The 24,513-nt window shown below is 61.0% G+C and carries 19 protein-coding genes; 11 read left to right on the forward strand and 8 right to left on the reverse strand.

Annotated elements, in window-relative coordinates:
- Positions 1–9: 9 nt before the first annotated feature.
- Positions 10–429 (forward strand): VOC family protein, encoded by a 420-nt coding sequence (locus R8871_RS18370; RefSeq protein WP_175051711.1) that lies wholly within the window; start codon positions 10–12, stop codon positions 427–429.
- On the opposite strand, the gene R8871_RS18375 is transcribed toward R8871_RS18370, so the two are convergent.
- Both R8871_RS18375 and R8871_RS18380 read right to left on the reverse strand, forming a co-directional pair.
- On the reverse strand, positions 426–1,826 hold the full coding sequence (locus R8871_RS18375) for a heavy metal sensor histidine kinase (protein WP_175051712.1): 1,401 nt from the start codon (positions 1,824–1,826) through the stop codon (positions 426–428). The genes R8871_RS18370 and R8871_RS18375 overlap by 4 nt on opposite strands.
- On the reverse strand, positions 1,823–2,494 hold the full coding sequence (locus R8871_RS18380) for a heavy metal response regulator transcription factor (protein ID WP_093638501.1): 672 nt from the start codon (positions 2,492–2,494) through the stop codon (positions 1,823–1,825). Before R8871_RS18380 ends, R8871_RS18375 begins: the two co-directional genes overlap by 4 nt.
- A gap of 184 nt (positions 2,495–2,678) precedes the next feature.
- Here R8871_RS18380 and R8871_RS18385 point away from each other — a divergent pair, with 184 nt between their 5' ends.
- The 3 genes from R8871_RS18385 (at position 2,679) to R8871_RS18395 (ending at position 4,814) form a co-directional block, all read left to right on the forward strand.
- On the forward strand, positions 2,679–3,311 hold the full coding sequence (locus R8871_RS18385; RefSeq protein ID WP_175051713.1) for a hypothetical protein: 633 nt from the start codon (positions 2,679–2,681) through the stop codon (positions 3,309–3,311).
- A 100-nt stretch (positions 3,312–3,411) separates the two neighbouring features.
- Entirely contained in the window at positions 3,412–4,044 is a 633-nt protein-coding gene (locus tag R8871_RS18390) for a cytochrome b/b6 domain-containing protein (RefSeq protein ID WP_175051714.1), read from the forward strand.
- Positions 4,041–4,814, forward strand: coding sequence for a molybdopterin-dependent oxidoreductase (locus tag R8871_RS18395; RefSeq protein WP_175051715.1), 774 nt, complete (start codon positions 4,041–4,043; stop codon positions 4,812–4,814). Before R8871_RS18390 ends, R8871_RS18395 begins: the two co-directional genes overlap by 4 nt.
- An 18-nt stretch (positions 4,815–4,832) precedes the next feature.
- Here the strand turns inward: R8871_RS18395 and R8871_RS18400 are convergent, their stop codons facing one another.
- A complete protein-coding gene (locus R8871_RS18400; protein WP_175051716.1) occupies positions 4,833–5,849 on the reverse strand; it encodes an AraC family transcriptional regulator in 1,017 nt (338 codons plus the stop codon).
- Between the two features lie 320 nt (positions 5,850–6,169).
- On the opposite strand from R8871_RS18400, the gene R8871_RS18405 reads away from it, so the two are divergent.
- Positions 6,170–7,222, forward strand: coding sequence for an NAD(P)-dependent alcohol dehydrogenase (locus tag R8871_RS18405; protein WP_175051717.1), 1,053 nt, complete (start codon positions 6,170–6,172; stop codon positions 7,220–7,222).
- 838 nt (positions 7,223–8,060) lie between these two features.
- Positions 8,061–9,017 carry a LysR family transcriptional regulator gene (locus R8871_RS18410; RefSeq protein WP_175051718.1) on the forward strand — a complete coding sequence of 319 codons (957 nt, stop codon included), beginning with the start codon at positions 8,061–8,063 and terminating at the stop codon, positions 9,015–9,017.
- 37 nt (positions 9,018–9,054) lie between these two features.
- Here R8871_RS18410 and R8871_RS18415 read toward each other — a convergent pair whose 3' ends face one another.
- Entirely contained in the window at positions 9,055–10,200 is a 1,146-nt protein-coding gene (locus R8871_RS18415; RefSeq protein WP_175051719.1) for a nucleoside hydrolase, read from the reverse strand.
- A 96-nt stretch (positions 10,201–10,296) separates the two neighbouring features.
- Positions 10,297–11,391: an SDR family oxidoreductase gene (locus R8871_RS18420; protein ID WP_175051720.1), complete on the reverse strand. Its 1,095-nt coding sequence runs from the start codon at positions 11,389–11,391 to the stop codon at positions 10,297–10,299.
- A 124-nt stretch (positions 11,392–11,515) separates the two neighbouring features.
- Here R8871_RS18420 and R8871_RS18425 point away from each other — a divergent pair, with 124 nt between their 5' ends.
- Positions 11,516–12,424 carry a LysR family transcriptional regulator gene (locus R8871_RS18425; protein ID WP_175051721.1) on the forward strand — a complete coding sequence of 303 codons (909 nt, stop codon included), beginning with the start codon at positions 11,516–11,518 and terminating at the stop codon, positions 12,422–12,424.
- A 113-nt stretch (positions 12,425–12,537) separates the two neighbouring features.
- On the opposite strand, the gene R8871_RS18430 is transcribed toward R8871_RS18425, so the two are convergent.
- Positions 12,538–13,482 carry a hypothetical protein gene (locus R8871_RS18430; protein WP_175051722.1) on the reverse strand — a complete coding sequence of 315 codons (945 nt, stop codon included), beginning with the start codon at positions 13,480–13,482 and terminating at the stop codon, positions 12,538–12,540.
- A 125-nt stretch (positions 13,483–13,607) separates the two neighbouring features.
- Here R8871_RS18430 and R8871_RS18435 point away from each other — a divergent pair, with 125 nt between their 5' ends.
- The 4 genes from R8871_RS18435 to R8871_RS18450 all read left to right on the forward strand — a co-directional run bounded on the left by R8871_RS18435 (position 13,608) and on the right by R8871_RS18450 (position 20,571).
- A complete protein-coding gene (locus R8871_RS18435; RefSeq protein WP_054036462.1) occupies positions 13,608–14,453 on the forward strand; it encodes a M15 family metallopeptidase in 846 nt (281 codons plus the stop codon).
- Positions 14,454–14,721: 268 nt separating this feature from the next.
- Positions 14,722–18,621, forward strand: a complete 3,900-nt coding sequence (tssM, locus tag R8871_RS18440) for a type VI secretion system membrane subunit TssM (protein WP_175051723.1) — start codon at positions 14,722–14,724, stop codon at positions 18,619–18,621.
- Positions 18,618–19,610 (forward strand): type VI secretion system-associated protein TagF, encoded by a 993-nt coding sequence (gene tagF / locus R8871_RS18445; RefSeq protein WP_054036464.1) that lies wholly within the window; start codon positions 18,618–18,620, stop codon positions 19,608–19,610. Before tssM ends, tagF begins: the two co-directional genes overlap by 4 nt.
- A 4-nt stretch (positions 19,611–19,614) precedes the next feature.
- Positions 19,615–20,571 (forward strand): OmpA family protein, encoded by a 957-nt coding sequence (locus R8871_RS18450; RefSeq protein ID WP_175051724.1) that lies wholly within the window; start codon positions 19,615–19,617, stop codon positions 20,569–20,571.
- 83 nt (positions 20,572–20,654) lie between these two features.
- Here the strand turns inward: R8871_RS18450 and tssA are convergent, their stop codons facing one another.
- Together tssA and tssH are read right to left on the reverse strand one after the other, a co-directional pair.
- Positions 20,655–21,764 (reverse strand): type VI secretion system protein TssA, encoded by a 1,110-nt coding sequence (tssA, locus tag R8871_RS18455; protein WP_175051725.1) that lies wholly within the window; start codon positions 21,762–21,764, stop codon positions 20,655–20,657.
- A 67-nt stretch (positions 21,765–21,831) separates the two neighbouring features.
- Positions 21,832–24,507, reverse strand: coding sequence for a type VI secretion system ATPase TssH (tssH, locus tag R8871_RS18460; RefSeq protein ID WP_175051726.1), 2,676 nt, complete (start codon positions 24,505–24,507; stop codon positions 21,832–21,834).
- Positions 24,508–24,513 lie beyond the last annotated feature (6 nt).

Genomic DNA, 24,513 nt, shown 5'->3' on the forward strand with positions numbered 1-24,513 from the left:
GCGTCACTGATGCTTTCCCACGTATTCGTCGGTATAACGGATTTCGAGCGTGCGTTCGGCTTTTATGGCGTGCTGATGGAAACGCTGGGACTGCGGCTCAAGTTCCGCGATGACGATGCGTGCTGGGCCGGCTGGATGCCGGCAGACGCAGCGCGGCCGCTGTTCGTAATTAGCAGACCCCACGACGGTCGTCCGGCCACCGTCGGCAATGGCCAGATGCTGGCCCTGCTGGCCACGGACCGCGCCACGGTCGATCGCGCGCATGCTGCGGCGCTCGCTCACGGCGGCGCCTGCGAAGGGCCGCCGGGTTTGCGACCGCAGTATCACGCGGACTATTACGGTGCGTATTTTCGCGATCCCGACGGCAATAAGCTCTGCGTGTGCTGCCACGCGCCGGACACAACCTCAGCCACGCAGATAGCCGGTTAAGCGCCTGGAAAGCGCAATTCGAAGCGCACCACGCCCGGCACCGGACACACCACGCGTGCCGTGCCGCCGTGCAGATGCATGATCGCTTTAACAATCGCGAGCCCCAGCCCGCTCGATTCGGTGAACTCGCTGCGCGCCGAATCTCCTCGGTAGAAACGATCGAACAGGCGGTCCAGTTGCTCGCCAGGAATCGGTGTACCGTCGTTTTCCACCACCACGGTCGCACCCTGCTCGTCCTGTGTGCCGCTTAACCGCACCACCGTGTCGCCCGCGCCGTATCGCACCGCATTCACGACAAGATTGTTGATCGCCCGCCGGCATAGCATCGGATTGGCCGACACCACGCCCTGCGCCTCGACGGTAAAACGCATGCCGCGTTCATCGGCGGGGCCTTCGAAATAGTCTGCGATCCTGATGAGTTCATCGCGCAGATCGACCGGCTCACGGTCGATGGAGAGCGCCGCATGGTCAGCGTGTGCGAGAAACAGAATGTTCTCCGCGATGTGACTCAAGCGGTTCAGCTCCTCGAGATTCGATTCGAGCAGTTGCTGATACTCCTCGGTGTCGCGCGGTTTGGCGAGTGTCACCTGGGTCTGGCCGATCAAGGCGCCCACTGGTGTACGAATTTCATGCGCCAGATCGGCCGAGAACTGCGAGAGACGTTGGTAACCGTCGGCAAGACGGTCGAGCATGGCGTTAAAGGCATGCGTAAGCTGGCGCAATTCGACTGGCGCGGCCTCGCTGTCGAGCCGGACCGACAAACTCGCCGGACTGATCTGCGCCGCCCGCGTGGCGATCTCGCGCACCGGCCGCAACGCGCGGCGCAGCACGTAATAAGCAAGCAACGTGGCAGCCAGCATGCCGATCAGCGTGGCCAGCACAATTCGATTGCGGTAGGCGGCCAGCATGCGCATTTCCTGGGTCATCGGATGCGCGGCAATCACTTCGACTTCGCTGCCATCCTCACGCGCTTTGACGGTAGCGACCGCCCAATGAACCGGCACGCCGTCCGGCAGCGTGGTCTGGCGAATATCCGAGAGCGTCGGCAAGTGATCCGCCGTGCCGGCCTGCAGCGCAGGTACCGCGACATTGCCGGGGTTCACGTCGATGAACGGCGCTTCGCCCGGACGGCGGAACAACAGCACATCCTGCTCCGCGCCGAGCATGCTCTCGAACAGCAACGGCCGGCTCTTTAGTTCGCTGACCGAATAGAGATCGTGCACGATGCGGCTGAAATGCTCGACACGGCCAGTGAGCACCACGTCCGCGCGACGGTGCAACGACAGCTCGGCGGAGTGGTAGAAATACATGCCCAACGTGCCGATCACCACGCACGCGATCGAGGCGAACAGCACCGTGGTGCGAGCCGTCAACGAACGTTCGGTCCACAGTTTCATGCGCCGTCGCCGAATGTATAGCCGATGCTGCGCACCGTATGAATCAGCTTCTTTTCAAACGGATGATCGATCTTCGCACGCAGCCGTTTGATCGCCACGTCGACCACATTAGTGTCGCTATCGAAATTCATATCCCACACTTCCGAGGCGATTTGCGTACGCGATAACGCCTCGCCCTGCCGGCGCACCAACAGATGCAACAGCATGAATTCCTTATTGGTCAGCGGAATCTCGACGCCTTCGCGCGTCACCTTGCGGCGCAGCACGTCGAGCTTGAGGTCGGCGATCTCGAACACATCGCTCTCGCGGATCACGCCGCGGCGCAACAGTGTGCGGATGCGCAACACCAGCTCGGTGAACGAGAAAGGCTTGACGAGGTAATCGTCGGCGCCGAGTTCGAGCCCACGAATGCGGTCGCTGACGTGATCGCGTGCGGTCAGAAAAATGACCGGCAGATCGCGCCGCGCCCGTAACGCACGCATGATTTCCCAACCGTCGATACCGGGCAGCATCACGTCCAGCACCACGAGGTCATACGCGTGCTCGAGCGCCATGTGCAGCCCATCGGTGCCGGTGCGCGCAAGGTCGACTGCATAGCCGCTTTCGCGCAGGCCTTTCTTCAGATAGTCGCCGGTTTTCGGGTCGTCTTCGATGACGAGGATGCTCATGATGCCTGGTTTCCGACCCCGAGCGCCGCCGTGGGCGTGGGTCATGAATGTGGACGTGGATATGGCGGCCATTCTACGTGGCCGCGGCGCGCCGTTCATGACGTTTTTGTCATCCGCCTGTCACTTGGCGGAGCCGATCGCGCGCCTAACCTGACGCTACCTTTCACCCACCCAGAGCAGACTCATGAAGATTGTCTCCGCTAATGCGATGCGCGCCTTCGTTGCCCCCGCCCTCGTCGCCGCCTCATTGTTGGCAGCAGGATCCGTCGCACAAGCTCAGAGCGCCGCGCCCACCGGCGTGCGTGGCACCGTGACCGCGCTCTCGGGCGACGTGCTCAAGGTCCACACGCGCGACGGCAAAGATGTCGACGTGAAGCTCGCCAAAGACACGCCGATTCGCGGCGTGACGATTGCCGACGTGAACGACATCAAGCCGGACAGCTATGTCGGCACTGCCGCGATCCCGCAGCCCGATGGCTCGCTGAAGGCGCTTGAAGTGCACGTATTCCCGGCCAGCATGCGTGGCTCGGGCGAAGGACATCGCCCGTGGGACCTCGGCTCGAACAGCACGATGACCAACGGAACGGTGGGCTCGCTCGTGGTCAGCAACGGCCGCACGATCACGGTCAAGTACAAGGACGGCGAAAAGAAAATCGTGATTCCGCAAGATGTGCCTATCGTCGCGCTCGAACCGGGCGACCGTTCGCTGCTGGTGCCGGGCGCGAAGGTCGTGTTGTTCGCCCATAAGGAAGCTGATGGCTCGATGGCGGCGAATTTCATTTCCGCTGGCGAGCACGGCGTAACGCCGCCGATGTAATACGGCGTTTCTTCAAACGCTCTAATTTTCAGCTGCTCGAACAGCCGCGTGCCTCAATGACGCGGCTTTCAGATTTCTTCCTGTTTCATCACCGCTGACCATGCCCGAACCGCAAGCGCGCTTCATCGTCCACCCCCTCGTCGTACGAATCACGCACTGGATCAACGCGTTTGCCATGGTCTGCATGGTGATGAGCGGCTGGGCGATCTATAACGCGTCGCCCTTCTTTCCGTTCAAATTTCCGGTGTGGGCGACCGTAGGCGGCTGGCTCGGCGGCTCGATTGCATGGCATTTTGCGGCCATGTGGCTGCTGTGCGCGAACGGCCTGCTGTATCTGGCGTATGGCATCGGCCGTGGGCATTTTCGCCGCAAGCTATTGCCTGTCTATCCGCGCGACGTCGTACACGATGCCGCATTAGCGATGCGCTTCAAACTACCGCACAATGCGGGCAAATACAACGCAGTGCAGCGCGCGCTCTATCTCTTCGTATTGTTACTTGGCGTGCTGCTGGTCGCGTCGGGACTTTCGATCTGGAAGCCGGTGCAATTCTCGTGGCTTACCGCGGTGTTCGGCGGTTTCGATTTCGCGCGTCGCGTGCATTTTGTCGCGATGGCGGGCGTGGTGGGTTTTGTTGTCGTGCATCTGGCGCTGGTGCTATTGGTGCCGCGCACGTTGCCGCCGATGTTGACCGGCCGCGCCAAGCTGTCCACGCATGAAAGGAGCGAGGCATGAGCGACGCAGAACGCAAAGACTCGCGCTGCACGCGTATTGTCCTCGCCGACCACAAACCGCAAATCGAACAATTACAACGGCGCCTGTTCCTGCGCTCGTCGCTTTCGATCGGCGCGCTGGCGATGCTCTCGGGTTGCAACATGCAGGACGGCGATTCGGTCGACAAGGTGCTGTGGGCCATGTCGCGCTGGAACGATCGCGTGCAGGGGTGGCTGTTCGATCGCAACAAGCTCGCGCCGACCTACTCGGCGAAAGAGATCACCGACCCGTTCCCCTTCAACGCGTTCTATCCGGAGTTCGATGCGCCGGATATCGATGGCTCGACGTATCAACTGGAAGTGTCGGGTCTGGTGTCGGACAAGCGCACGTGGAATCTCGATCAACTGCGCGCGTTGCCCCAGGCCTCGCAGATTACGCGGCATATCTGCATCGAAGGATGGAGCGCGATCGGGCAATGGCGAGGCGTGCCGTTTCGCACGTTCCTCGAGCGCATCGGCGCAGATCTGAGCGCACGCTATGTCGGCTTCAAATGTGCTGACCGTTATTACTCGAGCCTCGACATGGCGACGGCCTTGCATCCGCAAACCCAGCTCACGCTCGACTTCCGCGATGCGCCGCTGCCGGCCAAATACGGCTACCCGCTAAAGCTGCGCGTACCGACCAAACTGGGCTTCAAGAATCCGAAACACATCGCGGCGATTTTCGTGACCAACACGAACCCTGGCGGCTATTGGGAAGACCAGGGGTACAACTGGTTTAGCGGGCTATAACGCTTCCCTGGGGCGCGCCTATACCGCGGTCACATAACGCGGGACCGGTTTAACCACGCGCGGCGGCGGTGGTGCATCGTACACGGTGCGCATACGCTTGACTTCATCAACCGGGCTCAGGCCGAACAGACGCTTGAACTCGCGGCTGAATTGCGACGCACTTTCGTAACCGACGCGTGCCGCGGCCGCACCTGCATTCAGACCATCGTGCGCCATCAGCAAACGCGCGTGATGCAAACGCGTGGTCTTCACGTATTGCATCGGCGAGGTTGCCGTCACGGCCTTGAATTGCGCATGAAAGACGGCGAGGCTCATGCCGGCTTCAGAGGCGAGCGTGTCGACGTCGAGTTGCCCCTGGTAGTCGGCGTGGATACGCCGTAAAGCCTTGGCGATACGGCCGAAATGGTTCTGATGCGTGAGCGCCGCGCGAATCGCATCGCCCTGCTCGCCCGTCAACACGCGATAGCAGATTTCGCGGACCACGCCTGGCACCAGAATACGCGCATCGAGCGGTGAGGCCAACGCGTCCATCAAACGCTGTACGGCATTGGAGAGGGCCGGGTCGAGCGGCGTCGAGTAAATGCCCAGCGGCTCGTTCTGCGTCGCGCCCTGAGTTTCGTTCAACGCCATCAGCAATTCGGCCACCATGGTCAGATCGACACGCACCGAGATCGCGAGGAACGGCTCTTCCGGACTCGCCTCGGTTTCGCATTCGAACGGCAGCGGCACCGACAGCACCAGATATTGCTGTGCGTCGTACTGGAACACCTGATCGCCGAGAAAGCCGCGCTTGCGGCCCTGACAGACGATCACGATGCTCGGCTCGTACATCACGGGCATACGCGGCATCGGACTATTGGCGCGCAACAGGTTGACGCCATCGAAGCTCGAACGCGTCACGCCCGGTTTGGGCGCGAGCAGATCGAACAAATCGACCAGACGCTGCTGGGTGGGATCGCCCGGGGAGCCAACGGCGGGGGCCTGCTCGGCCGGATCATGAGTGACCGAAGCGGGTTCAACGGAACGGGTTGACATGACGGTATAGTGACGCGCAAGAGAATAATGCTTGAAATTTAGCACCAAACGACCTACTGCGCTCATCGCCAGGAGTTTTAGGCAAATCTTCAAGACATTCAGGTATTCCCCGGTTCGCTCCCGGCCCCTACTATGGAAACCCTGCCGGATCATCTATTTCCACGCTGCGCCGGGCTCGGTTACCCGTTCACCGTTTCGGTGAATACGTCGACCACCGCCTGCGCCCTGATCCCGGTTCATGACAAGGTTTGGCCGCATCGGCGACGCGTGTCGCTCATCGCCGGCGCCTTGCGACATCACCCTCTTTGCTGGAGTTACCCATGAGCACGACTTACGCCTATGCAGCGACCGACGCGACCGCGCCGCTCGCTCCGTTCGAAATCCAGCGCCGCGAACTGCGCGCCCATGACGTGCAGATGGAAGTCCTGTTTTGCGGTGTGTGCCATTCCGACTTGCACCAGGCACGCAACGAATGGAAGAACACGGTTTTTCCGGTGGTGCCGGGCCATGAAATTGTCGGTCGTGTGACGGCGGTTGGCCCGGACGTGACGAAGTACAAGGCAGGCGATCTGGTGGGCGTGGGATGTCTGGTCGATTCGTGCCGTACGTGTGCGAGCTGCGAGGAAGGTCTCGAGCAGTATTGCGAAAACGGTTTTGTCGGCACGTACAACGGTGTGGACCGGGTTGACGGCCAGATCACTTACGGCGGTTATTCCACGCAACTGGTGGTGGATGAGGCATTCACGCTGCGCGTGCCGGAGAATCTCGACCCGGCGGGTGTGGCGCCGTTGCTGTGCGCCGGTATCACGACATATTCGCCGCTGCGCACGTGGGGTGCCGGTCCTGGCAAGAAGGTCGGGATTGTCGGCCTGGGCGGCCTGGGTCACATGGGCGTGAAATTGGCCCGTGCGATGGGCGCGCATGTCGTCTTGTTTACGACGTCGCCGTCGAAGATTGAAGATGCCAAGCGGCTGGGTGCGCATGAAGTTGTCATCTCGAAGAATGCTGAAGAGATGGGCGCGCATGCCAATAGCTTCGATTTCATTCTGAATACGGTGGCCGCGCAGCATGATTTGAATCCGTTTTTGAATCTGCTCAAGCGTGATGGGACGATGACACTGGTTGGAGCGCCGGAGCATGACCATCCGTCGCCGCAAGTGTTCAATCTGATCTTTCAGCGCCGCCGGCTGGCTGGGTCGTTGATTGGTGGGATTGCTGAGACGCAGGAAATGCTCGATTTTTGCGGCGAACATGGGATTACTTCGGATATTGAGGTGATTCCTATGCAGGGGATTAATGACGCGTTTGAACGGATGCTTAAGAGTGATGTTAAGTATCGGTTTGTTGTTGATCTGGATTCCTTACGGAAGTGATTTTGCTTTTTGTTTTTTCCTTTTGCGGTGGCTTTGGCCGTGTTCCTGGGGCTTTGGCCTTTCCTTGATTTGGTAGTGGTCTATTAGCGTTGCCCCTGTGCGGGGCGGCACCTACTTTTCTTTGCTTGCCGCAAAGAAAAGTAGGCAAAAGAAAGCGGCTCAAACCACTCCTGCTAAGTGGGCACCATGGTCTGCTGCAGGTAGTGGTGCGACTGGAATCCGTGCTCTCGCACATTCCGCGCTAGTGACAAAGGATTCATCCGCTCCCACTCCGCACTGCGTGCGTCGCGGACGGGGCTGCGTGGGAAACCAGCGGCTTCGCTTTTGCGCAGCGCGGGCCGTCGGCTTCGCCTCGGCGATGCGCCGGCGCACTTATGGGCGAACCCCACTTCAAATAAATATCGATCGATCGCTCGCGGTGGCGGTGGCGATGCAATAACGAGTCATGGTGCCGAAAAAACACGAGAGCCCAAACCCAAAGGCTCGACCGCGAGAGCACCAACGTAGCGAGCGGTTTTAAGAATAACGCTTCAGCGCGCGCAGCGCCGCTGGAAGTATGACGCCTTTGTCACTGGCGTATGTAGGTGCACGAACCCAGATTCCAGATGCACCACTACCCGTGGCAGGCCACGGGCCCCACTTAGCATTAGCGGTTTGAGCTGCTTTCTTTTGCCTACTTTTCTTTGCAGCCGGCAAAGAAAAGTAGGTGCCGCCCCGCACAGGGGCAACGCTAATAGACCACTAACAAATCAAGGAAAGGCCAAAGCCATAAGAACACGGACAATGCCGCCGCAAAAGGCAAAAAAACTACCCTCTCTCACTAACAGGAGTTTGAATCGTGATTGACAGAATAACTGCAATGCGGACATTCATCCGAATCGTGGACACCAACAGCTTCACCCGCGCAGCGGAATCCCTCAACATCCCCCGCGCGACCGCGACAACCATTGTCCAGAACCTGGAAGCACTGCTAGGCACCCCTCTCCTAACCCGCACGACGCGGCGCCTAAGCATCACCCCGGAAGGCGCAGCCTACTACGAGCGCTGCGCGCAAATCCTCGCCGACATCGACGAAATGGAAGCGAGCCTCCGTCACGCAACGGATAACCTGACCGGCCGCCTGCGCATAGAAATGCCCGGCGCGGTAGCAAGCACCATCGTCCTGCCCGCACTGGAGGACTTCCACAACCGCTACCCGAATCTCGATCTCGCCATCGGCATCAGCAACCGCACGGTCGACCTGATCTCGGAAGCCATCGACTGCAGTATCCAGCTAGGCGAATTGCCCGACTCGAATCTGATCGCGCGGCAATTGGGCACCCTCGAACACGTGACATGCGCGAGCCCGGCTTATCTGGCCCGACATGGCACGCCCGTCGACCTCGACGATCTGCGCGGACACGTCGCGGTCAATTGCATGTCGCCGCATAACGGCCGCGAAGTCGACTTCGACTTCGAAGTGGACGGCGAAGCGCAAAACGTCAAGGTCAGAGGCTTCGTTAAAGTCAGCGACGAGCAGGCTTATCTCACCTGCGGATTGCAAGGTCTGGGGCTGATCCAGCCCGCGCGAATCGCCGCACAGCCCTACCTCGATTCAGGACTGTTGCGCGAAGTACTGCCGCAATGGAAACCCGTGCCGATGCCGGTCTCGGTCGCGTATGTGAAAAACCGCCGGGTGTCGCCTCGCGTGAGAGCTTTCGTCGACTGGCTCGCGGAGTTGTTCGAGCAGACCGAACACGTCGATCAGGACCTGTCGCGAGTGCGTCAGTTGTTGCGTGGCCTGCATCCCGCTTGAGGCGGGTTTCATGCAGGCCCGCAACACCATGGACGCGTTAGTTCGGTAGCGTCACCGGTACCGGACGTGTCAGCAGATCAACGTAGAAATTGAAAAAGGTCGGATTGTCGAAGCGTTTCACCACCGTCATCTTCTGCAAACCCGCCGGCGGCGAACTGGTGTAACCGGTCGACTTGCCGTCATTCGCGCCAAAGCTCATATCCACATCCACCCATTCGTCCACCGTCTGCGTCGCAAACGACGGATGCATCAGATACGCCAGCGTCAACGTGTCCCAGATGTTCGTGGTGTAGTTCGGATTCGTTTCAAAACCGTTCTTACCGTCGAAACCATAGCCGTTCAAAGTCTTGAATAGCTGCGTGATGATGGTCTGTTTGCTCGGGTCATGCGCAACGCGGTCGTACAGCGCTTTGTCCATCTTCACGGTGTCCGTCACGTCGAGCGGAATCACCACCTGTTTGATCGGCAGGCGCAACACTGTCTTCGCCGCTTCCGGATCGAACCACCAGTTAAATTCAGCTGTGGGCGTCGTGTTGCCAGGCACGTCGATCGCACCGCCCATGTAGATGATCTGTTTGATCAGCGGAACGATCTCAGGATGCTGACGCGTGGCGAGTGCGATGTTGGTCAGCGGGCCGATCGCCAGAATCGTGACCTCGCCAGGATATTGCTTCACCGAATCGACGATGAAATCCACTGCGCTCTTGCCCTGCACTTTCGTGTGCGTGGCGAAGCCGTCCGGCGGTGCAATGAGGTCGCTATCCGATTTCGGCTCGGGCGTATTCCACGCGCCGAGATAGCCGTCACCGCCAGGGAATTGTTTCTGCTCAGCCTGGATGGTGGCGAAATCATGCGACAGCGCATAATTGGCGCCCGCATAGACACCGATCTGATTTTCAACGCCCAGACGCTCAACCGATTTCAATGCGTCCGCTACGCCCTGCTTCAGCCATTGATTGCCGGAGACCACCGTAATACCCAATACTTTCAGTGAACCTTGCGCCTGCAATTGCGCAGCCATTACACCGAGTTGGCCGTCGTCGCTCAACGTGTTGTAGTCGCTGTCGATAATCACCCTGGGCGGATTCGTCTGCGCATTGATATCGTTCCCGCCACATGCCGAGAGCGCCGAGACGGCCACCACGCTTGCCACGCAGGTCAACGCCACGAAAAGTCCCTTCACGGTTGTCTCCATTTTATGCAGTCATACTGCTCGAATAAGGAGACTCATGATAGACGTAAACCTAACGAAATAAAATCGTCAGATTTAATGCGTAATTCATGGAATCAGCTTTCTGCGCCTTAAATCATCGAAAATACCGATAAACATCGCCTCGGTATCGACAAATTCATGAAACCCGAAACGCCGCGCTTTTGATCCGTCGCCGAACATATCGTAGTCCCAGGAGAAAACGAAATCCGCGAAACGCCATGACGAGACATCCCGATAGGGAACGGCTTGCAGGCCGTGCCTGACTGCCATCGCGTTCCACAATGATTCTTTGTCAGCCATGACCGTGTCGAGCGACATAGGCAACGGCGGCGCCACGTCGAGCTCGAAATAGCGGGCGATCTTCGGCCACATGTCGTTCCAGCGGAACAGGTCGCCATTGTTGATGTTGAACGCCTGATTCGCGGCGCGCGGCTCGGTCGCAGCCCAAACCGTTGCGCGCGCAAGCAAACCGGCATCGGTCATTTCCAGCAGTTTGTCGTAGGCACCTGGCTTGCCGGGAAAGCGCAAAGGCAAGCCGAGCTCTTTCGATATCGACGCATACACTGCGATCGCCACCGCCAGATTCATCGGGTTACCCAACGCAAAGCCGCCCACCACCGAAGGCCGGATCGCCGACCAGCTCCACGGCTTACCCTGCTGGCGCGACTCGAGGAAAGTCTGCTGGTCGAACATGAACTCAGGCGGCATGAAATGCGCATCGTCCTCGCGCGCCGGCGTCTTGAACGGGCCTAGATGGCCACCGTACACCTTGTAACCCTGCATCAGGCTCACATGCTGCAAGCCCGCAGCAACCGGTTCGAGGGCATCGAGCACGTTGACCAGCATCGCCAGATTAGGCGGCACCAGTTCGGCCCAGGTAGGACGGTCCTGATATGCGGCATAGAACACGTGCGTGACGCGATCCAATGCGTGATCCAAAGCGTGATCCAAAGCGTGATCCAAAGCGCGCAGTTTCGACTCGGTGTCGGCCGGATCGAGCAGATCGACGGCGATGTATTGCACCCGTTCCCGAGCCTCGCCGCCGCGGCGCGAGAGGCCGATCACCTCCCAATCGTCGAGCGTGGCCAGATGATCAACCAGATTGCGCCCGATCACACCCTGCGCGCCCACCACCAACGCCACCTTCCTTGTTGCGTTCATTGCCATGCTCCCGATCACTCTTTTTGTTGCGACGGCCCACGCCGTTCGGCAACTGAAAGATATCGGCACAACAGCGCTTTCGGTAGACTGCCTGATGGCATATCACCTGTGAACTGGACTCACGATGGCACGTTTGGATGTGAACCGTTCCGGCGAGCTCGAAGTGTTCGTGCGCGCGGTCGAACTAGGCGGGTTTTCGGCAGCGGCTCGCGCGCTGGGGATGACGCCGTCGGCAGTCAGCAAACTGGTGTCACGCCTCGAAGCCCGGCTGGGCGCGCGGCTGGTGAACCGCTCGACACGCAATCTGCAACTCACACCGGAAGGCTGCGTATTTTACGAACGCGGCGTGCGCGTGCTCGCCGAACTCGACGAAACCGAACGCGGTGCCGCCACCGGCGCGGCCCCCCGTGGCCGACTGCGCGTGCATGCGAACGTACCGCTCGGAAGGCACTATCTGCTGCCGCTCGTGCCTGAATTTCTTGCTGCCCATCCCGACATTACGCTCGATATCGTGCTGACCGATCAGGTGGTCGACCTGCTCGAACAGCGCACTGATCTCGCGCTGCGCAGCGGTCCGCTGAAGGATTCGCAACTGGTGGCGCGCAAATTGGGCGACGCGAAAATGGTGATTGTTGGTGCACCGGCCTATCTGGCGCGCAACGGTACGCCACAAACGCCCGCTGATCTGGCCGCGCATAACCGGCTGGGATTCGGCTTTGCAAGAGCGACGAGTGGCTGGCCATTGCTCGACGCTGAGCAACGGCGGATAGAAGTACCCGTGGAAGGCAATGCGCAGGTCGGCGATGGTGAAACGCTTCGTCAGCTCGTGCTGGCCGGCGTGGGTCTGGCGCGGCTTGCCGCCTTTCAGGTGCGTGAAGATGTCGCTGCCGGCCGACTCACCGTGTTGCTCGAAGCATTCGATTCCGGCGAGACCGAGCCAATCAACGCGCTTTATCTTGGCCAGGGCGGTCATCTGCCCGCCCGTGTACGCGCGCTGCTCGACTTTCTGGTGGAACGGATGCGCGTGGAGTGACGCGCACCGCTATCGGCCAAACTGCAGATCCCCAAAACGCTGCGGCAGTGGATGTGAACCGCGTGAACCGCATGCGCCGCGAGCCACCAGGACGCACGGCGCATTATCCAAACTTACGGCTGACGTGCCTGCGGCGCAGCCCCCGGACAAGCCGGGTCTTTACCCCAATGGCCATCGCACACGCGCCAGCGGCACAACTGGTCTTCAAAGAAGCCGCGTTGCCCGCACTCTTTCACGCGTTCGGCCAATTTGGCGTTCCCAGGCGCCGCCGATGCGCTGACCTTGGTGGCGGTGCTGCCGTCTGCCGCTTTCGCGTCAGCCGGTTTGGTGCGCGCCACGAGTGCGGCCAATAGATCGGCATCCGAATCATCTTTCGAAGCATTACCGGCCGGGCGCGATTTCTTCGTTTGAGCGACGGCGGTTGGCGCGCTCGCGTGATGATTGCTTGCGCTCGCGCTCTCCTTCTTGCTGTGCGCCGCCGTGTCGTGCTTCGCATTGCTGGCGACAGCCGTCGAGCTCTTACCGTGCTTTGCCGCCGGCACCGTGACCGCCGACGCAGACGTTGCGGACGCAACCGGTGTAGATGCGGTGCTCGGCTCAGCGCCATCGGCAAGCGCGCGCGACAAGCGGCTTTCATCGCCACTTGCAGGCGCACTCGCGGACGCCGCTGGCGCCTTGCTGTCGCTGTCGTCAGCAACAATCGTGGCCGCTTGCGACGAGGCCGCAGCCGGCGCCTCCGCTTTCGCAGTGACCTGCGGCGCGCCGCTCGCGGCGGACGCCGGCACGGCAGCTTTCGCAGCGTTAGCGGGCGTGGCTGACGCCAACGACTCCGTCTGCACACGCTGCTGCATATGCCATGCGCCCCAACCGCCGGCCGCGATCACCAGCAGGGCGACCAGCAGCAGCGGCGCTTTGGACCGGCGTGGTTTATCGGTAGGCGGCTCGACGCGGCCTTCCAGATTCGCGAGAATTCGCGAACCATTGCCATCGGCGCCCTTAGCCTTATCGGATAACAGGCTAGGTGGGGCTTTGGAATTCGAACTTTCCGGCGCACTCATTCACTGTCTCATTGAATCCTGGATTATTTCGCCGTGATAATACCGTTCCGGCTCCTCTCCGAGCAGGCCTGATTCTAAGAGCAAGCATTACAAAATACAATTGTTTCCAATTTCCGGGGTCGACTTTGATTGCCGTAGTACTTCTCGCCTATTTCGCCTTCGCCGTTGTGATCGCCGCAATGCTGCTATTGCCGGCGGTACGCGCCTCTTTATTAGGCGCCGCACTCGCCATTCATGGCCGCGTTATGCGCGGAGCATCTCAAGGTGCTTCACGTGCTCGCGGTCAATTAGTGCGTTCGGCAAAAATTTCGCAATCGACTGCAGTCGATATGCAAAAGTTACTGGCAAAGCGGCGCTTGCTGATTTTTACCACCACAGGTATTCTTGCGACGCCGCCATTGGTGGCATTGGCTTTACGCGGCCGGCAATTATTCCAATTCGATGACACTGCACGGGTTCCGGATGAGAAAATTGCCGCATTATTGAATGGCGAACAGCTCGTGCCCCCGCCGCCGCTGCCGCCCGAGGTATTTGCAACACAGGAAGTGGAGCAGATTCGGCCCGCGCTGAAAGACGCGAGCCGCGACTGGAATTTGCTCGATGCCGATTTCAGAACGCGTTTATTGCTCGTTTACAAAATCATGCACGAGCAGTATGGGTATGAAATGGCATTGCTGGAAGGTTATCGCAGTCCGGAGCGGCAAAACCGCCTGGCGCAAATGGGGGGCAACGTCACCAATGCCGCAGCGTTTCAAAGCTATCACCAATACGGTCTTGCCGCTGACAATGCGTTTTTGCGCGACGGCAAGCTCGTCATTTCAGAAAAAGATCCCTGGGCCATGCGAGGCTATCAGTTATACGGACAGACGGCCGAACAGGTCGGCCTGACGTGGGGTGGCCGTTGGAAATTGATGGATCTCGGGCACGTTGAATATCACAAACCCGGCTTCGTCCTGGGGCGTGGTCATTAAGGCGAAGCGGGCAATAAAGAGGTTGGCAATGGGGCGTTCAAGCAAATTTTCTGGCAAAAATCGGCAATGCCGCATGCATAACGGCATTCGCTCCATCGCCATCTGCGGGAAATCTCATGGCGGATTTAACAATCCTGCCGCATTCACCGTCACCTGAATATGCTTTCGATTTATTTCAAACGCGGCGCAGGCAGACTTTGCCCGCGCTCGCGTCATGCTGTTTGCCACACACGCGCCACAACACACATCACCAAGACCTGAACGGCTTATGCGACGCATTCTTAACGTGTTGACCCATACACGCACGCTCTCGATCATCGGCCTGCTCGCGCTCGCTGCTGTTTTGTTCATCGGTGCCGATACCTTGCAGATCGACCTGATGTGGCCTGCCATCGTGCTCGGCGCAGTAATCGCGCTATGGCTGCTGGTCTGGGTGGTGCGCCGCCTGCGCGCGCGGCGCGCGAATAACAAGCTCGGCGAAATGCTCGAGCAGCAAGCCGAAAAACAGACCGAAACCGGCCCCGCCCCGACACCCGCGCGTCAGGCCGAACTCGACGTGCTGCGCACGCGCCTCGTCGACGCGGTGAAAACCATCAAGACCTCGAAGATCGGTCAGATGTCCGGCGGCTCGGCGCTGTATGAATTGCCCTGGTACATCGTCATCGGCAACCCGGCCGCGGGCAAGAGCAGCGCCGTGCTGAATTCCGGTCTGCAATTTCCTTTCGCCGACAAGAACAACGCCGTGATTCACGGCATCGGCGGCACGCGCAATTGCGACTGGTTCTTTACGACCGAAGGCATTCTGCTCGACACCGCCGGCCGCTATTCCGTGCATGAAGAAGACCGCACTGAATGGATCGGCTTCCTCGGCCTGCTCAAGCGCTTCCGGCCGAAGGCGCCGATCAACGGCATCATCGTCACGGCGAGCATTGCCGAGTTGACCAGCAGCAAGCCCGAGTTCGCAATCAATCTCGCGAAGAATCTGCGCCAACGGGTGCAGGAATTGACCGAAAAGCTCGAAGTGTTCGCGCCGGTGTACGTGATGTTCACCAAGGCCGACCTGATCACGGGTTTCACCGAATTTTTCAGTGGCAGCGACCGCCACGAATACGACCGCGTGTGGGGCGCCACCCTGCCCTACGAGCCGGACGAAAAGCGCGACGTGGTGGGCCTCTTTGACGAGCACTTTGAAGAGCTCTACGACGGCCTGAAAGAAATCAGCGTTGCGCAGATGTCGATCAACCGCGGCAACAAGCTCTCGCCGGGCCAGTTGAGCTTCCCGCTCGAATTCTCGACGATCAAGCCTGCATTGCGCGCGTTCCTCGCCACGCTGTTCGAAACGAACCCATTCCAGCACAAGCCGATTTTCCGCGGCTTCTACTTCACCAGCGCGTTGCAGGAAGGCGAGACCAACAGCGCCGCCGCCACGCGCATCGCCAACCGTTTTGGCCTTTCCGCCGACAGTCTGCCCAAGCCGCATAGCGCATTCTCGAAGAACGGCTTCTTCCTGCGCGATCTGTTCTCCAAGGTGATCTTCGCCGACCGGCAAACCGTCAAGCAATTCGCCAGCCCCGCCAAGACGCGCATGCGTTATGCGACGTTCTTCGGCTTCGTCGCGGTGCTCGCGTTGGCGCTCGGCGGCTGGACGTGGTCGACGATCGGCAATCAGCAGCTCGCTGACAACGTCAAGGCCGACCTCGACAACGTGGTGCGCCTGCAGCAGAACCGCAACGACCTGCAATCGCGCTTGCAGGCCATGGATATTCTGGAAGACCGCATCGACCAGCTCGAACAGTTCCGCCGCGACAAGCCGCTGGCGGTGTCGCTCGGGCTCTATCAGGGCGACCGCCTCGAGCAGCACTTGCTCACCGAGTATTACAACGGCGTGCGCCAGATCCTGCTTGACCCGGTCTCGCAGAATCTCGCATCGTTCCTGAAGGACGTCAATGCGCACCCCGATCAGCTCGCGCCGTTGAACCGCACGCCGGACGCCGCGGCGATTCCGGTGTCCGCACACACGGCGATGGCGGCGAACAGCCAGGGTGGCCTGTATAGCGACGCGTCGCCGACCAATGTCGAAGACGCGTACAACGCGCTCAAGACTTACTTGATGCTGAGCGACAAGCGTCACGTGGAAACCGCTCACCTGACCGATCAGGTCGCGCGCTTCTGGCGCGGCTGGCTCGAGACGAATCGCGGCAACATGCCCCGCGACGAGATGATCCGCAGCGCCGAGCGCATGATCACGTTCTATCTGTCGCGCGTGTCCGATAACGACTGGCCGATGATCGACCAGAACCTCGGCCTCGTCGACCAGACCCGCGAAAACCTGCGCCGCGTGGTGCGCGGCATGCCGGCCCGTCAGCGTGTCTACGAAGAAATCAAGGCGCGTGCGTCGACCCGCTTCGCGCCGATGACGATTGCGCGCATCGTCGGCGAAAACAATACGGCGCTGGTGGCCGGCAGCTACGCGATTCCCGGCACCTTCACGCGTGAAGCGTGGTTCCAGTACGTGCAGCCGGCAATCCGTGACGCCGCTACCAAGGAATTGCAGGCCAAGGACTGGGTGCTCAACACCTCCGCGCACGACGACCTGACGCTCGAAGGCAGCCCCGAGCAGATCCAGAAGGCACTCGTTGCGATGTACAAAACGGAGTACGCGATGCACTGGCAGAAGTTCATGCAAGGCATTGCCGTGCAGAGCTTCGGCAGCTTCGGTCAGGCAGTGGATGCAATGAACCGTCTCGGCGACCCGCAGGATTCGCCGATCCGCAAGGTGCTCGAAACCGCCTATGACCAGACTTCGTGGGACAACCCCTCGCTCTTCAACGCGAACCTGAAGCGCGCGCAAACCGGCATGACCAGCTGGTTCAAGAACTGGTTCTCGCGTGCGCCGACCGGCCAGCTGAATGCCAACATCGACATCAACGGCAATCCGGTCGAAGTGCCGATGGGCCCGATCGGCCAGGAGTTCTCCGCATTGGGTCGCATCGTCGTCTCCGGCGACAACGGCTCGATGTTGAAGGGCTACATGGACACGCTCTCGAAGGTTCGTACGCGCTTCAACGTAATCAAGAACCAGGGCGATCCGGGACCGGGCGCGCGTCAGCTGATGCAGCAGACGCTCGACGGCAGCGGGTCTGAGTTGGCCGATTCGCTGAAGTACGTCGACGAGCAGATGCTGACGGGCCTCACCGATTCGCAACGCAAGGCGCTGCGCCCGCTGCTGGTGCGTCCGCTGATGGCGGCATATGCGGTGGTGATCCAGCCGGCCAGCGTCGAAGTCAACAAGGTGTGGAACGCGCAGGTCTACCAGACCTTCCAGGGCTCGCTCGCGAACAAGTATCCGTTTGCAGGCGATGCGAAGGTCGAAGCCGGCGCCGGCGAAATCGCTCAGGTGTTCGGGCCGGACGGCGCGATCGCCAAGTTCGTCGGCACCACGCTCGGGCCGCTCGCGGTGCGCCGCGGCGACACGCTGACCTCACGCACTTGGGGCGATATGGGTCTCGCGCTGACACCTGATTTCACCAGCGGTTTCGCGCGCTGGGTGGCGCCGCTTGCCGGCGGCGCGGCGACCTCCGGTGGCCAAAGCTCGGCCGAACCGCAGACCGTATTCCAGATCCTGCCGCAGCCGAGCAGCGGCACCACGGAATACACGCTCGCGATCGACGGCCAGCAGATGCGTTACCGCAATACGCCGCCGCAGTGGACCAACTTCGTGTGGCCGAATCCGTCGGGCTCGCCGGGCGCCACGCTGAACGCCACGACCTTCGACGGCCGTACGCTGCAACTGGTCAACGAGCCGGGCCGCTACGGTCTGGAGAAGCTGATCAACTCGGCGCAACGCAAACGCCGTCCGGACGGCACTTTCGATCTGTCGTGGACGCAAGGCAATGTCACGGTGGCGGTCAGCATGCGCATCATCAGCACGTCGCAGGCCTCGGGCAGCGCCAGCAGCGATGCACCGCAGCAGCAAAGCCTGCGTGGCTTGCGGCTGCCGTCGTCGGTGGCGGACGTGAGCGCGGCGGCGAATTCAGTCAACGCCACGGCCGCGGGTGGGACCGGGCCAGCGGGACCAACAGGAACAGCGGGCGCCGCACCGGCCTCACCAGCGGCACGGCCGGCCACGGCCGCCGCCGCGGTTTCGAACACAGGGGGTGCGCAATGACGCAAACCGTGCAGGCGCAAATCGCCTACTTCGGCAAGATTCCGTCGCGCGGCGACTTCGTCAAAAGCGCGCATAACCCGCAATTGCTGGCCACGCTCGACCGCTGGATCGCCGAGGCCATGGAGTTGCTCACTGACGATCCGCGCTGGAAGATCGTCTACGAAAACGCCAAGCCGATGCACTTCGCGTTCCTCGGTTCGCGCAGCAAGCTGGCGATTGCCGGGCATATGGTGGCGAGCCAGGATCAATCGTCGCGCCGCTTTCCGTTTCTTGCCGCCACCGCGCTGGAAGTAGAAAAGCCGCTGACGTTCCTCGCGCACAGTCCGCTGGCCTTTGCGCGCCTGTGGTCGCGCATCGCTTCGCAGATGAAGCCCTTGCTCGGCGTGAGCGAGCCGGCCGGTGCGTTGCATGCGCTCGGCGAAACACAAGTGCCGATCGAAATCGGCGGCGGCCCAGGCAATCCGCACGACGGCACCTTTAACGACTTCGTCGAGCATCAGACCCTCTCCGGACTCGAACAGATGCTGCTTGCGAGCGGCCATCCGGTGCGCTTGCGCGGCGCGATGCTCGCGCTCGGTTCGCTGCTGCGTCCGGTGATGCAAAGCGGCTCGTCGCATCTCGAACGCGGGCTCACGCTGCCGCTGCCGAACGATCCGTTCTATCGCTCGCTCGTCGCCGCTTTCTGGCTCGAACTGATCGCACCGTTCGTCTCGCAGGCCGATTTCGAACTGGCGATTTTTATCGGCACGATTGCCGAGCGCGAACGGCTCATCATCGGCTTTAACGGCGCCTCGGCCAAAACGCTGCACAGCGTGGTCGATCCGCAGGCGTACGCGGCACACAACATCGATATCGACGATCCCGAGTGGATCGACGAACACGCACAAAACGACCATGGCATCAGCAAGCTCGTCAGCTACCTCGACCAACCGCAACTGTCGTTGCGTGTCAGCATCGACACGTTCCGCGAAGCATTCACGGGAGCGTGACACGATGTTGAGCAAACACACGCGCATTGCCTCGCTGCTGGCAGGTCTTCTGATCAGCACCCTCGCCCATGCCGACAATGACGGCCCGGCACGCGTCACGCCGGTCGACAACAGCGGCATGGCGATTCGCACGACGGTCCTGCCCGCGCCTTCGTCGGCGCAACCGGGCACTGCAGGTCCTGCAGTCAGCACGGCCGGGCTCGCTAGCGGCACCACGGGCGGCGGCACCGGTGCGATCAGCGCGGCGCCTCCGCCTGCCAATGCAACTCCGGGCCAGGTGGTGGTGGGCGGAAAGGTGCCGGATGAAGCGACCAAAGCGGCTGTGCTCGCACGTCTGCGTGACACCTACGGCGCAGCCAACGTGGTCGATCAGATCGAAGTCGCCGACGTCGCGACGCCGCCGAACTGGTCCGCCAACGTGCAAAAGCTCATCGGCCCGCAGTTGAAGCAGATCAGCAAAGGCCAGTTGAAAATCGACGGCACGCAGATCGACGTGAAGGGCGAAGTGCACAACGAATCGCAGCGCCAGCAGCTCGCAAGCGATATGGCGAACGCGCTGAATCCAACCTACACGATCAAGAACGGCCTGCGCGTAAGCGCATCGGAACAGGGCCTGCTCGACCAGACCTTGGCGAATCGCACGATCGAGTTCGAGACAGGCAGCGCGACGCTTACGCCGCAAGGCCGCGCGATTCTCGATCAGATGGCGGCCGTGTTGTCGAAAATGCAAACGAAGACGGTGGCGATCATCGGCCATACCGACAACTCGGGCAATCGCACCTCGAATATCGCGCTGAGCCAGGCGCGTGCGGATGCGGTGAAGGGTTATCTGGTCGCGCGCGGCATTCCGCCCGAGCAGATGACGACCACAGGAGTTGGTCCCGATCAGCCGATCGCATCGAACGATTCGACCGATGGGCGGGCGCGTAACCGACGTATTGAGTTTCGTGCGGGGTCCTGAGTTGCTGCTTGCTTGACCTCATGAATTAAAAAAGCCTGGCACCGATTTCGATGCCAGGCTTTTTTCTTGCGCTAAGGGAAGTTCTAGCTGTTTTCTTCGGGCTTCACGCCTAACAACTCGCGAATATGCGCGAGCGATCCATCGTCCTTCACCACCGAGGAAAGCCACTGATGCAAAGGCATGTCCGCGCATTCCGCTGCCTTATCCGCGAGGTAAGCAGCCGGGTTATGCGGCTCGGTGCTGCGAAAGAATTTGGCCACAGCACGCAACTGCGCGACGGCTTGCGCACGGCTCTGGATTCCTGCAATCGGGCTGATCGTCGTCGGCATGGTCGTCAACACGGGTTCCTCGCGTTGCGGTGAAGTCTTGAAGGTAGGCTCGGCGCGTTCGTGCTCTTCCGGCTTCGGCGCTTTCGGCGGCGACGCTTCAGCGCTCACGCCCAGTTCGCGTGCGAAGCGTTCAGCCAACCGGTAGACGCTTTCGTACGCGTCTTTCGCCTGACGGAAGCTCGGCGCTGAATCGGCCGCGCGCTGGTCCAGTTGCTGTTCGAGTGCGAGCATCGCCGCCTCAAACGCTTTCAGATCGGCCAGCAGCGTCGAATAGAACGCCGGCGGCGTGGCGCGTTTCGACGCTTCGATCTGCTCGATGGAAGGCTTGCCGCGCGCGATGTCGTCGGCATGATCCGGATCGCGCTTGACCGCTTGCGCGACATGCGTGGCCACGTCCCAATCGATCGTGCTGTACGAGTTACCCTGCGACGACGTGAGCGGCATCGACCGCAGCAGATCACCTGTGCGGCCCATGAGCCACGCGACGTTGCCAAGGCGATACTCGGTGTCGTCGCCTTCGGGCAACGGATGCACGTGATCCCAGTACTTTTCGCACAGCCCCGTCAGCAACGCATACCCTTGCGTGAGACCGGTCACGCCCTCTTCGATAGCCAACGCCTCGGTGAGCCAGACAGCGAGGCGCAGGTCTTTAGTCTGCGTCTGCAGCAGGCTGCTGGAGCGCTCAACCACGAATGGCCAGTCGGCCTCCTTGATATCCGTGACCCATTCGCCCTGGTCGAGCGACGGGTCTTCGAATCGGCGCGCGTGCTGAATCGCGTCGAAATCCGCCGAAAACAGCAGGTCGTCGCCACAAGGCGAGGTTTCGCTGATCGGCGCCAGCAGCGTGTTCAGATTAGTCGGCATGACAGAAAGCAATAAGGTTCCGGTACGGCATTAAAACAGATTGGCAAACAGGCGGGGACTTGCCTGCTCACGCAACCGTGTATTCGAACTCGCCCGCTTCGCTCGCACGCACTGCGATGCGTTCGATCGCGGTGCCATTGGCAATACGCTCCAGCACCTGCTGCGCGACTTCAGGCAATAGCGTGCCGTTCAGAATGTGGTCGACATTGCGCGCACCGGAATCCACCTCGGTGCAGCGCGCGAGCACTGCGTCGACGAGCGACTCGTCCCACTCGAACACCGCCTTGTGATTCGACTCGATACGGCGGCGAATCCGCTCCAGCTTCAAGTCGATGATTTCGGCCAGCACGTCGTCGGAAATCGGGTAGTACGGCACCACCTTCATACGGCCAAGGAACGCCGGCTTGAACGTCTTGTACAGTTGCGGGCGCAACGTCTCCGCGAGTTCATCCGGATCTGGCAGTTCTTCGGCGCTCTTGTTCAGGCAGGCCTGCATCACCGCCTGCGAGCCGACATTCGAGGTCAGAATGATCAGCGTGTTGCGGAAATCGATCTCGCGGCCTTCAGCGTCGTCCATCGTGCCCTTGTCGAACACCTGGAAGAACATTTCCAGCACGTCAGGGTGCGCCTTTTCCACTTCGTCGAGCAGCACGACCGAATATGGATTGCGACGCACCGCTTCGGTCAGCACACCGCCCTCGCCGTAACCGACGTAGCCCGGGGGCGAGCCCTTCAGGCCGGACACGCTGTGCGCCTCCTGATACTCGCTCATGTTGATCGTGACCATCTTGCGTTCGCCACCGTACAGCACGTCAGCGAGCGCCAGCGCGGTTTCGGTCTTGCCGACACCGGACGGTCCAACGAACATGAACACGCCACGCGGTTTGTTCGGATCTTCGAGACTCGCGCTGGCGGTGCGCACGCGTTGTGCGATCGCATCGAGCGCATGGTCCTGACCGATCACGCGCGCGGCCAGCAATGGCTGCAGATTCAGCACGGTCTGGATTTCGTCCTTGATCATGCGGCCGAGCGGAATGCCGGTCCACGAAGCGACGATTTCAGCGACCACATGGCCGTCGACCTGCAAGGGAACCATCGGCTGGCCGCCTTGCAATGCATGTAATTGCGCAACACGTGTGGCCAGTGTTTCGCGTGCCTGCTGCGCCTTGTCGGCCTGCGCGGCGTCCGCGCTGCTCACGCGTGCGGCGTCGATTTCCGCGCGCAAGCCGACGATCTCCGTCACCAGTGTGCGTTCCTTGTCGTAGCGCGCTTCGTCTTCAGCGAGATCTTTCAGGTCTTCTTCACGCAGGCTGCGCAATTCCGCAAGCCGCTCGTCGTGCAACGCGCCGCTCGCCACTTCGCGTTCCAGCGCGGCGATTTCGGCGTCGATGCGTTCAAGCCGTTTCTTCGTGTCGTCGATCGCGGCAGGTGTCGAGCTATGCGCGAGCGCGACTTTCGCACAGGCGGTGTCGAGCACGCTAATCGCCTTATCCGGCAGTTGACGGCCGCTGATGTAGCGATGCGACAGACGCACGGCTTCGGTGATCGCATCGTCCAGCACGCGGACGTTGAAGTGCTTTTCCATCAACGCAGCCATGCCGCGCAGCATCGCCGCCGCGAGCACCTCGCTCGGTTCTTCGATCTTTACGACCTGGAAACGACGCGCCAGTGCCGCATCTTTCTCGAAGTACTTCTTGTATTCGCTCCACGTGGTCGCCGCGATAGTGCGCAATTCGCCGCGCGCCAGGGCCGGTTTCAGCAGATTCGCTGCGTCGTTCTGCCCGGCCTGGCCGCCGGCGCCGATGATCGTGTGCGCTTCGTCGATAAATAGAATGATCGGATGTGGGCTCTTCTTCACCTCGTCGATCACATTCTTCAGGCGGTTCTCGAACTCACCTTTGACGCTCGCACCGGCTTGCAGCAACCCCATATCGAGCACATGCAACGCGACGCCTTTGAGCGGCGCAGGCACGTCGTCGGCCGCGATACGCAGTGCGAGGCCTTCGACCACCGCCGTTTTGCCAACGCCCGCCTCGCCCGTCATGATCGGATTGTTCTGCCGGCGACGCATCAGGATGTCGATGGTCTGGCGAATCTCGCCTTCGCGGCCGATCACCGGATCGATCTTGCCTTCACGCGCACGCTGCGTGAGATTGCTGGTGTAGGTGTCGAGCGCAGGGGTTTTAGAAGGCGCACCGGGAGCAGAGTCGGGCGCAGCTACGTCACTCACGCCTTCTGCAGCGTTCTCCGCCGCATTGCTCCGTTCGACTTCACGCGACCCCGCTGTCATTTCGTCGAACTTGTGCTTCAGATCCGTCACCCGCACGTCGCGCAGCAGCGGCGACATGCGCTCAGCAAACTGCGCGAGGTCCGGCGCCGTGAGCAACGCGAGCAGCAAATGCCCCGAGCGAATCCGTCCGATCTGCGAATCGAGCGACGCGATCAGCCATGCCTGTTCGAGCAAATCAATGAGGTGCTTCGAAAACACCGGCGTACGTGTGTTGCCCGTCTTCAAGCGCTGCAATTCGCGTTCGATATCGGCGCGCAAAGCATGCGCGTCGACCCGGCTCGCACGCAGCGCCAGCGTGACGTCGCTCGCCGGTTCATCCAGCAGCGCGAGCAGCAGATGCTCGAGGTCGACCTCATAGTGACCGCGCGCGAGACAGTTGTTCGCCGCGAGCAAAGCCGCTTGCCGGCAGGTCGGATTCAGTTTGGCGATCAGGGTATTGAGGGACGTGCTCATGTCGTG

The sequence above is a fragment of the Paraburkholderia sediminicola genome (assembly GCF_902859805.1).
Taxonomy (GTDB): Bacteria; Pseudomonadota; Gammaproteobacteria; order Burkholderiales; family Burkholderiaceae; genus Paraburkholderia; species Paraburkholderia sediminicola.

What these genes read in the sequence shown, in the direction of transcription:
- R8871_RS18370 (WP_175051711.1), top strand. Translation starts at nt 10, where the DNA reads ATGCTTTCCCACGTATTCGTCGGTATAACGGATTTCGAGCGTGCGTTC.
- R8871_RS18375 (WP_175051712.1), bottom strand. Translation starts at nt 1,826, where the DNA reads ATGAAACTGTGGACCGAACGTTCGTTGACGGCTCGCACCACGGTGCTG.
- R8871_RS18380 (WP_093638501.1), bottom strand. Translation starts at nt 2,494, where the DNA reads ATGAGCATCCTCGTCATCGAAGACGACCCGAAAACCGGCGACTATCTG.
- R8871_RS18385 (WP_175051713.1), top strand. Translation starts at nt 2,679, where the DNA reads ATGAAGATTGTCTCCGCTAATGCGATGCGCGCCTTCGTTGCCCCCGCC.
- R8871_RS18390 (WP_175051714.1), top strand. Translation starts at nt 3,412, where the DNA reads ATGCCCGAACCGCAAGCGCGCTTCATCGTCCACCCCCTCGTCGTACGA.
- R8871_RS18395 (WP_175051715.1), top strand. Translation starts at nt 4,041, where the DNA reads ATGAGCGACGCAGAACGCAAAGACTCGCGCTGCACGCGTATTGTCCTC.
- R8871_RS18400 (WP_175051716.1), bottom strand. Translation starts at nt 5,849, where the DNA reads ATGTCAACCCGTTCCGTTGAACCCGCTTCGGTCACTCATGATCCGGCC.
- R8871_RS18405 (WP_175051717.1), top strand. Translation starts at nt 6,170, where the DNA reads ATGAGCACGACTTACGCCTATGCAGCGACCGACGCGACCGCGCCGCTC.
- R8871_RS18420 (WP_175051720.1), bottom strand. Translation starts at nt 11,391, where the DNA reads ATGAACGCAACAAGGAAGGTGGCGTTGGTGGTGGGCGCGCAGGGTGTG.
- R8871_RS18425 (WP_175051721.1), top strand. Translation starts at nt 11,516, where the DNA reads ATGGCACGTTTGGATGTGAACCGTTCCGGCGAGCTCGAAGTGTTCGTG.
- R8871_RS18430 (WP_175051722.1), bottom strand. Translation starts at nt 13,482, where the DNA reads ATGAGTGCGCCGGAAAGTTCGAATTCCAAAGCCCCACCTAGCCTGTTA.
- tssM (WP_175051723.1), top strand. Translation starts at nt 14,722, where the DNA reads ATGCGACGCATTCTTAACGTGTTGACCCATACACGCACGCTCTCGATC.
- tagF (WP_054036464.1), top strand. Translation starts at nt 18,618, where the DNA reads ATGACGCAAACCGTGCAGGCGCAAATCGCCTACTTCGGCAAGATTCCG.
- R8871_RS18450 (WP_175051724.1), top strand. Translation starts at nt 19,615, where the DNA reads ATGTTGAGCAAACACACGCGCATTGCCTCGCTGCTGGCAGGTCTTCTG.
- tssA (WP_175051725.1), bottom strand. Translation starts at nt 21,764, where the DNA reads ATGCCGACTAATCTGAACACGCTGCTGGCGCCGATCAGCGAAACCTCG.
- tssH (WP_175051726.1), bottom strand. Translation starts at nt 24,507, where the DNA reads ATGAGCACGTCCCTCAATACCCTGATCGCCAAACTGAATCCGACCTGC.